Annotated in this window: 11 protein-coding genes; 5 read left to right on the forward strand and 6 right to left on the reverse strand. The window is 72.7% G+C overall.

What is annotated here, in order from left to right; genetic code table 11:
- The first annotated feature begins 44 nt into the window (after positions 1-44).
- Positions 45-425 (forward strand): sterol carrier family protein, encoded by a 381-nt coding sequence (locus tag ARTHRO9V_RS04375; RefSeq protein WP_123572021.1) that lies wholly within the window; start codon positions 45-47, stop codon positions 423-425.
- 106 nt (positions 426-531) lie between these two features.
- On the forward strand, positions 532-945 hold the full coding sequence (locus ARTHRO9V_RS04380; RefSeq protein ID WP_159825800.1) for a hypothetical protein: 414 nt from the start codon (positions 532-534) through the stop codon (positions 943-945).
- Positions 946-1,098: 153 nt separating this feature from the next.
- Here ARTHRO9V_RS04380 and ARTHRO9V_RS04385 read toward each other — a convergent pair whose 3' ends face one another.
- From ARTHRO9V_RS04385 to purF, 3 genes are all read right to left on the reverse strand, one after another.
- Positions 1,099-2,673 carry a transporter gene (locus ARTHRO9V_RS04385; protein ID WP_159825802.1) on the reverse strand — a complete coding sequence of 525 codons (1,575 nt, stop codon included), beginning with the start codon at positions 2,671-2,673 and terminating at the stop codon, positions 1,099-1,101.
- Positions 2,655-3,455, reverse strand: coding sequence for an ABC transporter ATP-binding protein (locus ARTHRO9V_RS04390; protein ID WP_233568550.1), 801 nt, complete (start codon positions 3,453-3,455; stop codon positions 2,655-2,657). The genes ARTHRO9V_RS04385 and ARTHRO9V_RS04390 overlap by 19 nt, the downstream gene beginning before the upstream one ends.
- An 89-nt stretch (positions 3,456-3,544) precedes the next feature.
- Positions 3,545-5,005, reverse strand: coding sequence for an amidophosphoribosyltransferase (purF, locus tag ARTHRO9V_RS04395; RefSeq protein ID WP_056049492.1), 1,461 nt, complete (start codon positions 5,003-5,005; stop codon positions 3,545-3,547).
- A gap of 71 nt (positions 5,006-5,076) precedes the next feature.
- On the opposite strand from purF, the gene purM reads away from it, so the two are divergent.
- Complete coding sequence (gene purM / locus ARTHRO9V_RS04400; RefSeq protein ID WP_159825804.1) at positions 5,077-6,201, forward strand: phosphoribosylformylglycinamidine cyclo-ligase; 1,125 nt, start codon at positions 5,077-5,079, stop codon at positions 6,199-6,201.
- Positions 6,202-6,311: 110 nt separating this feature from the next.
- Complete coding sequence (locus ARTHRO9V_RS04405; RefSeq protein ID WP_159825806.1) at positions 6,312-6,533, forward strand: hypothetical protein; 222 nt, start codon at positions 6,312-6,314, stop codon at positions 6,531-6,533.
- Positions 6,534-6,654: 121 nt separating this feature from the next.
- Here the strand turns inward: ARTHRO9V_RS04405 and ARTHRO9V_RS04410 are convergent, their stop codons facing one another.
- Together ARTHRO9V_RS04410 and ARTHRO9V_RS04415 are read right to left on the reverse strand one after the other, a co-directional pair.
- Positions 6,655-7,041: a VOC family protein gene (locus ARTHRO9V_RS04410; RefSeq protein WP_159825808.1), complete on the reverse strand. Its 387-nt coding sequence runs from the start codon at positions 7,039-7,041 to the stop codon at positions 6,655-6,657.
- A 13-nt stretch (positions 7,042-7,054) separates the two neighbouring features.
- A complete protein-coding gene (locus ARTHRO9V_RS04415; RefSeq protein WP_056227242.1) occupies positions 7,055-7,252 on the reverse strand; it encodes a DUF3073 domain-containing protein in 198 nt (65 codons plus the stop codon).
- Between the two features lie 140 nt (positions 7,253-7,392).
- On the opposite strand from ARTHRO9V_RS04415, the gene ARTHRO9V_RS04420 reads away from it, so the two are divergent.
- Positions 7,393-8,553 carry an NAD(P)-binding domain-containing protein gene (locus ARTHRO9V_RS04420; RefSeq protein ID WP_159825810.1) on the forward strand — a complete coding sequence of 387 codons (1,161 nt, stop codon included), beginning with the start codon at positions 7,393-7,395 and terminating at the stop codon, positions 8,551-8,553.
- Positions 8,554-8,638: 85 nt separating this feature from the next.
- Here the strand turns inward: ARTHRO9V_RS04420 and ARTHRO9V_RS04425 are convergent, their stop codons facing one another.
- Positions 8,639-10,594 (reverse strand): glycogen debranching N-terminal domain-containing protein, encoded by a 1,956-nt coding sequence (locus ARTHRO9V_RS04425; RefSeq protein ID WP_159825812.1) that lies wholly within the window; start codon positions 10,592-10,594, stop codon positions 8,639-8,641.
- Positions 10,595-10,598 lie beyond the last annotated feature (4 nt).

Consider the following 10,598-nt stretch of genomic DNA (forward strand, 5'->3'; position numbering starts at 1 on the left):
GGCCGGAGCGGGGCGCGACGAGGAGGCGCGGGTAGCGTGGGCGCATGGCCAGGGCACGGATCGAGGACGCGGCGGGATCGGCCGCGGTGGGCGAGGTGCGGGCGGCGCTCGCCGCCGACGAGACCGCGCCACGGCCGGTGACCGCCATGGCCGTCCGTTGGTTGCTGCAGGTGCTCGCCGACGGCGAACCCGGCGCGACGGTCGAGGTGCGCGTCCCACCGTTCGGCGCGGTGCAGTTCCGCGAAGGACTCAGTCATACGCGAGGCACGCCGCCGAACGTCGTCGAGACCGACGCCGCCACCTTCGTGCGACTCGCCACCGGCGATCTCAGCTGGCAGGAGGCGCGGGCCGGGGCCCTCGTGTCGGCCTCCGGCAGCAGGGCGGACCTGACCGGCTACGTGCCGATCGCCTGGCAGCGGGGCTGACCCGCGCCTCCTCGGCGGTGCCTCCGCCGTGGTCGCCCTGCCAGGGCCCTGCTCGACGTCGAGAGGGGCGGCGGCGGTGGACGGCCTCCTCTGGGATGATGGGCGGGTGACGAACGCACCCGACGACCAGCAGCGACCCGAGCCCGTCGTCGAGCCCTCCGCCGATCGCGCAGTCGAGTCGATCGTCGAACGTGACGAGGTCACCGTGCGCCGGGCTCCCAAGGTGCCCGTGTTCTTGATCATGGGTGCGGCGCTCGGCGTGGTCGTGTCGCTGATCGTCACCTCGCTCTTCCCGTTCGACTCGGGCGAGGGCGTCGCGCAGACCTACGGGTACATCTCGCTCTGGGGGCTCACCATCGGCGGGGCCGTCGGTTGCGTCGTGGCCATCGTCGCCGAGCAGGTGACCAGCCGTGGGGCGAAGCGCGTCCAGGTCGAACGCGAACGGCTCGAGATGCCGATCGACGACGAGGTCGACACGGCGCCCCGCCCGGTCACCGACGGCGAACCCGACCGCGACTGACGTCGCCTCGCCGAGCCGATCCGAGCCAGGCCTCGCCGAGCCGAGCCAGGCCTCGCCGAGCCCAGCCAGGCCTCACCGAGCCGAGCCGAGCCAGGCCTCACCGAGCCGCGCCAGGCCTCGCCTACCTGCCGCGTGCCCGGCTGACGGCCCGGGTCAGGCCCCGCGAGCCCGCCGCAACCTGGTGAGCAGCTCGGGGCCGCGGGCGTCGAGGAGGCGGCCGCCGCGTCGGATGCCGATGATCGTCAGCACGAGACCGAGGACGACGCCGACGACGAGCGTCGCGAGCCCGAGGATCACCGAGCCCTGGACCAGCGCCACGACTCCGAGCACGAGCTCGGGCAGCGACAGCACGAAGACGATCGCCCACGAGGCGTAGAGCCCGAGGGTCGAGGTGACGTTGGCCCCGGGCGGTGACTTGAAGGGGCTCTCGCCCGCCGCCGGGACGGGCATCAGGTACAGCGCCGAGGCCACGCTCGACACGCCGAACCCGGTGAGCAGCAGCCCCAGGCCGATGCCGAGCAGGGCCGGGGCCACGTCGAATCGGCCCACCACGGCCAGGGGGACGAGCGTGGCGAGCACGACGGAGGGCACCGCGAACAGCGAGAGGGTGAGGACGCGACCTGCGCGGTCGGCCGCACCCGCCAAGCCGGTCGACAGGTGTGCTGCGAAGGCCGTGCCGTCGTACGAGACGTCGGCGGCCAGCGTGATGGCGAGGAGCGCGGCCACGGCCGGACCGATGGCGTACAGCGGCCAGGTCGTCTCGAGGGAGAACGACAGGAAGATCGCCAGGACCGGCATCAGCGGGACGACGATCAGCGACCCGCCGTACCGCGGGTCGCGCAGCCAGTAGACGGCCGTCCGGGCGGCGACCGCACCGGTCGGCGTCGCGGGGAAGCGGGCGAAGGGCCCGAGGCCCTTGGACGCCGCGGTGGCCGTGACGGCCGGGGGAGCCACGAGCGCCGTCGCCAGTCCACGTCGCCAGAGCAGGAGGAGCACCCCCAGGGTGACCAGGGCGATGAGGGCCTTGAGGGCTGCCTCGCCCGGTCGGCCGAGGGCGACGTCGCCGGGGATCGACCAGGCGGCGCCGAGCGGGCTCCACGACAGGGCGTGGGCGACACGGGGCAGGTCGTCGCCGACGGAACTGAGCCCCTGGCCGACCAGGCCGATCAGCGGCCCGGCCAGGATGAGGGGCACGAAGATCGCGACGCTCATCAACTCGCGGTAGCGACGTTTGGCACCCAGCGCGCTGGTGGCGGTCTCGACCGCGCGGGACGCCGCGACGCAGACGAAGACGCCGAGCACCCCGCAGAACGGCGCGAGGACGGCCGAGAGAGGGTGGTGCAGCCAACTGAAGGTCGTCGCGAGGGCGGCGACGAGCGTGACGATGCCCGGGATGCCCAGCAACCCGGTGACGAACAGGGCGACGAGGAGCCTGTCGGCGGGCAGGGGGAACGGGCGCAGCTTCGAGACGCTGAGGGTCTGGTCGTAGCCCCGGGCGACGAAGGGCACGACGATCCAGCCGACAACGGCGAGGGAACCGCCGAGCACGCCGGCCGTCCAGGCCCAGCGCTCGGGCGCGAACGAGAGGGCGACGAGGCCGACCACGACGGCGGCGAGAACGCCGAGGCCGTAGAGCCCGCCGATGACGGCCGCGACGATCTGCCAGGTGCTGCGCTTGAAGCCGTTCAGCAGCACCCGCCAGCGCAGGCTCAGGAGGTGCGCAACCACGACGGCCCCTCGTTGTGCTGACGGCCGCCGACGAGTTCGACGAAGCGGTCCTCGAGGGTGGAGCCGGCGCGCACGTCGTCGGTCGTGCCGGCCGCGAGCACGCGCCCGGCCGCGATGACGGCGACGTGGTCGCACATGCGCTGGACGAGGTCCATCGAGTGGCTCGACACGATGACCGTGCCACCGTTCTGCGTGTAACCGTGCAGGATGTCGCGGATGTTCGCGGCCGAGATCGGGTCGACCGACTCGAACGGCTCGTCGAGGACGAGGAGGCGCGGGGCATGGACGAGCGCGCAGGCGAGCGCCACCTTCTTGGTCATGCCCGCGGAGTAGTCGACGACGAGCGTGCCGCCGGCCGAGCGCAGGTCGAGCAGGTCGAGCAGGTCGCCGACCCGTTGGGCCGTCGTCTCGCGGCTCATGCCGTTGAGCAGGCCGTGGTACGTGACGAGCTGCTCGCCGGTGAGGCGGTCGAACAGCGAGATGCCGTCGCTCAGCACGCCCACGAGCGACTTGGCGTGCGTCGGGTCGGACCAGACGTCGACGCCCAGGACCGCGATGCTGCCCGAGTCGGGACGCAGCAGACCGGTCGCCATCGAGAGCGTGGTCGTCTTGCCGGCGCCGTTCGGGCCGACGAGGCCGAAGAACGAGCCCGTCGGCACGGTCAGGTCGATTCCGTCGACGGCGACCTTGTCGCCGAACGCCTTGCGCAGACCGGTGATCTGCAGGGCGGACGCCGGGGGCGTCGCGGTCGGTTCGGGGCGGGGCATGCCGACGTCGCTCATGGCCCCCAGCCTAGGGACGCCTGCCGTCACCGCACCTCCCCCGGCGGGTGGAAGCAGGGGCGAGGTGCGGGTGGCGACGGCGGCGCGACTCAGCTGAGTTGGTTGGCCTCGACCCAGGCGAGGTACTCGGGGCTGACGGTGCCGGTGACGTACTCGCCCGTGAAGCAGCTCATCTCGAGCTCGGTGACGTCGCTGCCCTCGGTGATGGCCGCCTGCATGTCGGCGACCTCTTGGTAGATGAGGTGGTCGGCACCCAGTTCGCGGGCGATCTCGGGGATCTTGCGGTCGTGGGCGACCAGTTCGTGCCGCGACGGCATGTTGATGCCGTAGACGTGGGGGAACCGGACCGGGGGAGCGGCCGAGGTGAACGTCACCTTGTTCGCTCCGGCGGCGCGGGCCATCTCGACGATCTCGCGCGAGGTCGTCCCGCGGACGATCGAGTCGTCGACGATCAGGATGTTCTTGCCCTTGAACTCGCTCGACATCGCGTTGAGCTTCTGGCGCACCGACCGCTTGCGCTCGGCCTGCCCCGGCATGATGAAGGTGCGGCCCACGTAACGGTTCTTGTAGAAGCCCTCGCGGTACTCGATGCCGAGCTTCTGGGCGACCTGCATGGCCGCGGGGCGTGACGAGTCGGGGATCGGCATGACCACGTCGATGTCGCCGATCGGCGAGTGCGCGGCGATCGTGTCGGCCAACCGGTTGCCGAGGCGCAGGCGGGCGTCGTAGACCGAGATGCCGTTCATGATCGAGTCGGGGCGGGCCAGGTAGACGTACTCGAACGAGCAGGGGATGAGGCGCGGGCTGGCATGGCACTGCTTCGACACCATCTGGCCGTCGAGCGAGATGAAGACGGCCTCGCCGGGGGCGACGTCGCGGACGATCTCGTAGCCGCCCGACTCGAGGACGAGCGACTCGGAGGCGGTGATCCACTCTTCGCGGACGCCGTCGGCGGCGAGACGGCGGCCCAGGACCAGCGGGCGGATGCCGAAGGGGTCGCGGAAGGCCAGCAGGCCGTGGCCCGCGATCATCGCGATCGCCGCGTAGGAGCCCTGCACCCGGTCGTGCACGCGGGAGACCGCGGCGAAGATCTGCTCGGGGTCGAGCTCGCTGCCGTTGACCTGCTCTTGCAGCTCGTGCGCCAGCACGTTGACCAGGAGCTCGGTGTCGCTGTTCGTGTTGAGGTGGCGACGGTCGACGTGGAAGAGCTCGCTGGTGAGCTCGCGGGTGTTCGTCAGGTTGCCGTTGTGGATCAGCACGATGCCGTAGGGCGCGTTCACGTAGAACGGCTGCGCCTCTTGCTCGTTGCTGGCCGCGCCCTTGGTGGCATACCGCACGTGACCGAGGCCCATGTTGCCGAGCAGGGCGCGCATGTCGCGGGTGCGGAAGCCCTCGCGCACCTGCCCCTTGGTCTTGTGCACGTGGAAGATGCCGCCCTCGGCGGTCGCGATGCCGGTGCTGTCCTGCCCTCGGTGCTGCAACAGGAGGAGCGAGTCGTAGACGAGTTGATTTGCTGGCTCGTGCGCGACGAGACCGACGATGCCGCACATGCGGATCTGGCTCCAGACCGTAGAGTTGGGGTTACCGCGACAGTCTAGAGCGACACCGAACGGATGAACGAATGGCGACCTCCTCTGCCCACTCGACCAGCGCCTCCTACGCCGCAGCGGGGGTCGACACGGCCGCCGGCGACCGGGCGGTCGAGCTGATGAAGGCGGCCGTCGGCGCCACGCACGGCCCCGGTGTCGTCGGTGGCGTGGGCGGGTTCGCCGGGCTGTTCGACGTGTCGTTCCTCAAGGACTTCGACAAGCCGTTGCTCGCGACGTCGACCGACGGCGTCGGCACGAAGGTCGCCATCGCCCAGGCGCTCGACAAGCACGACACGATCGGGCAGGACCTCGTGGGCATGGTCGTCGACGACATCGTCGTCGTCGGCGCCCGGCCGCTGATCATGACCGACTACATCGCCTGCGGCCGCGTGGTGCCGACCCGCATCGCCTCGATCGTCGAGGGCATCGCCCGCGCCTGCAGCGCGACGGGGACCGCCCTCGTCGGCGGCGAGACGGCGGAGCACCCCGGCCTGCTCGGGCCCGACGACTACGACGTGGCCGGCGCCGCGGTGGGTGCGGTCGAGTCGGGGCGCCAGCTCGGCCCGCACCTCGTCGGCGACGGCGACGTCGTGCTCGCCCTCGCCTCGTCGGGCGTCCACTCGAACGGCTTCTCGCTCGTGCGCCACATCCTGGCCTCACGCGACCTCGGCTACGACGACACCCTGCCCGAGTTCTCGGGCACCGTGGGCGAGGCACTGCTCGAACCGACGCGCCTGTACACCTCGCCCCTGCTGCGCGTGCTCGACGACCCTGCGCTCGACGGCGCGATCCACTCGCTCAGCCACGTCACCGGGGGCGGCATCGCGGCCAACCTCGCCCGCGTGCTCCCCCTCGGGTCGTGGACCGAGGTCGACCGTTCGACCTGGTCGCCGCTGCCCGTCTTCCGGGTGCTGAGCGACCTGGCCGGCTCGACCCTCGAGTCGAGCGAGGGCACCTGGAACCTCGGCATCGGCATGATCGCCGTCGTGGCCGCCGGACAGGCCGACTCGGTCACCGCGGCCCTCGAGGCCGACGGCATCGCGACGTGGCCCGTCGGCACCGTCTCGACCCGGGCGCGTGACCTGTCCGGCTTCGAACAGGGCGCCAAGGGAGTCGACGGAGGCGCGGTGCGGCTCGTCGGGTCCTACGCGGGCTGATCACCGGCGACGTCGCGTGGCGTTCGTCCGGCGGCGGACGTACGATGAAGCCACGCCCCTGCCGGGCGTCCTGACGACGACGTCAGACCGGACGACGAAGGAGTCGACCCATGAGCACCACCCGCATCCCCCTCTCCACCGTCTCGCGCGCGGCGGTCGCCGCTCCGCGCAGCGCCCGGGTCAGCCGCGTCCCCGGCCAGCCCGCGCCGCTGCGTTCGTCCGCGTCACCCGTCACCGGCGGGCGCAAGGTCGCGGCCCTCACGGCCGGCGGCATGGTCCTGCTGTTGGTCGTGGGGCTGTTGCCCGCGGTCGCGACGCTCGTCGGCGGCTGAGCCGCGCCTCCTGACGGCGGCCGCGTCGCCCGTTCGGCCCGTCACCCGGTGAGCAGGTGACACACGACGACGGCCCCTCGAGATCGAGGGGCCGTCGTCGTGTGTCGTGCGTGGTGCCGACTCAGAGGACGCAGAACTCGTTGCCCTCGGGGTCGGCGAGGACGACCCACGACACGTCCGTGTCGTCTTGGCCGACCTGTGCGCGGACGGCCCCGAGCGACTCGAGTCGCGCGACCTCGTCGGCCTGCGTCGCCTCGCGGCTCTGGCCGTCGACCGGCGTCGGACGGAAGTCGAGGTGCAGACGGTTCTTGACCGTCTTGGCCTCGGGGACGCTCACGAAGAGGAGCCCCGGCAGCGTGTCGGCCGTCGGACGGATCTCGGGCTCGTCGTCGTCGGCCGAGACGAAGACCCACCCGAGGGCGTCGGCCCACCAACGGGCGAGCCCGGACGGGTCGCTCGCATCGACGACGACCTGCTCCCAGGCGAGGGACGAGGACGGAGAGGTCATCAGCCAGCCGGCCTCAGGCGCTCTTGTTCTGGTCGTGCTCGGTGTCGTATTCGTCGTCGAAGTCGTCGGCCCATTTGTCGACGTATTCGTCGCCGGAGTCGTTCTTCGTCGCCAACTCTTTTTCGAGTGCACCGTAGTTGGTGTCAGGGCTGAAGTACTTCAGCTCTCTGGCGACCTTGGTGTGCTTGGCTTTTTGACGGCCGCGCCCCATGCGTGACCCCCTCTGAACTCGGCCCGGAAACGGTGTCGGACGACCCGGGAACTGCCGACAGGATGCTGGTGAAAAACTGGACCGATCTTATCATGTACCCCTAGCCCCGGCTGCCGCCTCGGACGGGCATGATGGTCCGGATGACTGCAGGGGGCGAAGGCGAGCGGACGAGGGTCCTCGTGATCGGTGCGGGCCAGGCCGGGTTGTCGGTCTCGTGGTACCTGCGCCGGCTCGGACTCGAGGTGGGGCGCGATCTCGTCGTCCTCGACCGGGGCCCCGGAACCGGAGGCGCGTGGCAGCACCGCTGGGAGAGCCTGCGGCTGGGTGCCGCGCACCGGGTGCACGACCTGCCGGGCATGGCCGAGCTGGGGCTGGGGTTCGCCGACGCCGACCGGTCGGCCCCGGCGCGTGACGTCGTCGCCGACCGGTACGCGCGGTACGAGGACGCGCTCGGGCTCGACGTGCGGCGCCCGGTCGAGGTGACCGGGGTGACCGGGCTGGGCGACGGGTTCTCGGTGCGGTGGGCGGGGCGCGCCTCCTCGGGGGGCGCTCCGGCTGCGGCGACCGGGCCTGAGTCCGGCGCTCTGCGGGTCGAGGTCGTCGTGAACGCGACCGGCACCTGGGGCGCCCCGTTCGTGCCGTGGTACCCCGGGCGCGACACCTTCCGCGGGCGTCAGCTGCACACCTCGGACTACCGGGCGGCCTCCGAGCTCGAGGGGCTCGACGTCGTCGTGGTCGGCGGCGGCACGAGCGCGATCGGATTCGTGTTGGAGCTCGACGGCGTCGCGGCCTCGACGACGTGGGTGACGCGCCGGCCGGTCGACTGGCTCGACCAGGGCGAGCTCGACGTCGAGTCGGCCGTCGCGGCGGTCGCCGCGCAGGACCGCGCGGCACGGGCGGGGCAGGCGCTGCCGAGCATCGTCAGCGGGACGGGCGTGCCCCGCACCCGGCGCTTCGTGTCGGGCATCGAGCGCGGCGTGCTGGTCGAGCGGCCGATGTTCGCGACCGTCGAACCCGACGGGGTGCGATGGGCCGACGGCACCTCCGCCCACGCGGACGCGATCGTCTGGGCGACCGGGTTCCGGCCCGAGCTGCGACACCTGGCGCCGCTCGGACTGCGCTCGGCCGACGGGGGCGTGAGCGTCGAGGGCGGCGCCTCCACCCTCGACCCGCGGCTGTTCTTCGCGGGCTACGGGCCGCAGGCCTCGACGATCGGGGCGAACCGGGCCGGCCGGGCGATCGCCCGTCAGGTGGTCGCGCGGTTGTCGGAGAGCGACGCCGAGCGCCGACGGCAGGGGTGACGTAGGCGATGCCCGTGCGCGGGCTCGCCCGCGTTCGGCGGGAGGGTGCGCGCACCATCGGCGGCGGGGCCAGCGGGGCGAGCGGTCATAAGTGGCGGGGCGGGCGCACGGCGTGCGTGGCGGACCAGACGGCGACGGCGGCTGCGGCGGACCAGGCCTGGGGGCGGCACGAGGCGGGGTACGGCACGGGCGACGGCACCTCGCGGGCCGGGTCGCCCGAGTGGAGCTCGGGCATCCGGTAGTCGAAGGTCGGCGCCGCCGCGAGCAGGCCCTCGGCGAGCACCGCGGCCTCGTCGGCGAACCCGGCCCGGGCCAGGCCCTGCACCGCGATGGCCGTGTCGTGGGTCCAGACGCTGCCCCCGTGGTAGCTCAGGGGCCAGTAGCCGGCGCTGTCGGTCGACATCGTGCGGAGGCCGAATCCGCTGGACAGCTCGGGCGAGACGAGGCGGGACGCGACCAGCGCCTCCTCGTCCGGGTCGAGCAGACCCGTGCCGAGCAGGTGCCCGAGGTTGCTCGTGACCGTGTCGACCGGCCGCTTGGCCGCGTCGAGGGCGATCGCCGGGTAGGCGCCCGCGGCGTCGTCGACCCAGAAGGAGGCGCGGAACCGGTCGCGCAGGCGCCCCGCCCAGTCGCGCCACGCGTCGCCGCCCGCCCGACCGAAGGCGTCGAGCAGGTCGGCCCCGTGCACGGCCGCCTCGTACGCGTAGGCCTGCACCTCGCAGAGCGCGATCGGCCCCTCGGCGAGGGGTCCGTCGCGCCACTGGACGCTGTCCCCGGAGTCCTTCCAACCCTGGTTCGCCAAGCCGTGGCCGGTCTCGTCGACGTACTCGAGCAGCAGGTCGCCGTCGCTGTCGCCCGAGTCGCGCATCCAGGCGAGGGCTGCGTCGAGGTGCGGCAGCAGCGCCTCGACCTCGGTCCGCGGCAGGCCCCAGCGCCAGGCGTCGTGCAGCAGGCAGATCCAGAGCGCGGTCGCGTCGACGGTGCCGTAGTAGAGCGGGGGCAGGCTGACGTCCTCACCGGGGATCGTCAACGTCCGTTGACGGAGTTCGTGCATGATCTTGCCCGGCTGCTCGGCCGTTCCCGGCACGTGTCGAGTGCCCTGGAGTCCCGCCAGCACCCGCAGGGTGCCCCCCGCGACCGTGAGGTCGAGGGGCAGGGTGAAGCGGGCGGCCCAGAGCGAGTCGCGGCCGAAGAGCGTGAAGAACCAGGGCGCACCTGCGGCGTAGAACACGTCGTCGGGTGCCGTCGTCGTGGTCAGCCGGAGCGCCGCCAGGTCGTCGCGGGCACGGTCGACCCAGCGGGCGAGCCGGTCGTCACGCGGCGCCGGGTCGAGGTCGGCCCAGTGCGGCGGCGTCCGCACGCCCCGGACGACGGCGTCGGGGGCGGTCGCGACCAGGTCGAGACCGACCGTCACGGAACCCCGGGCGGGGACGACGGCGACCCACTCGACGACGAGGCCGGCGGGGGTGTCCCGCACCGCGCCTCCTCGGGCCTCGAGGTCGACCCGGACTCCTTCTGCCCGCCAGGAGGCGCGGGTGCCGTCGGACGTGAGCGTCGCGTCGGGCACGGGCGCGCCCACGATCCCGGCCTTCACGTGGTCCATGGGGGAGGCGTCGGGTCGGAGGGTCGTGGCCAGGGTGACCGTGAGCTCGCGGTCGAGCCGGGAGGTGACCGTGTGGCGCTCGTGGACGCCCGTGGTCGTGACGTCACGGAGCGAGCTCAGGCGGACGTCGGGGTCGGCTCCGGCGTCGTCGAGGCCGCGCAGCAGCGACTCGAAGCGGACCGACGAGGCTCCGAGGGGCACCGTGGCCACGTGCTCGGGGACGAGGCCGTCGACGGTGACGCCGTGCCCGGCGACGAGACGCACGTCGCCGAGGTAGACGCCGTGGATCGTCGCCGCGCCCATCGACCCGTCGGCGGCCGACCACGCCTGGACGGGAGCCCTCAGCACGACGGTCTCGGCGGCGAGGAACGGCTGGAGGCCGGGTGTCGGGGTCGACCGGTCGGCGTGGTCGGAATCGAGGGGGGAGGTCTGGGTCATCGGG

The sequence above is a fragment of the Frigoribacterium sp. 9N genome (assembly GCF_902506305.1).
Taxonomy (GTDB): domain Bacteria; phylum Actinomycetota; class Actinomycetes; order Actinomycetales; family Microbacteriaceae; genus Frigoribacterium.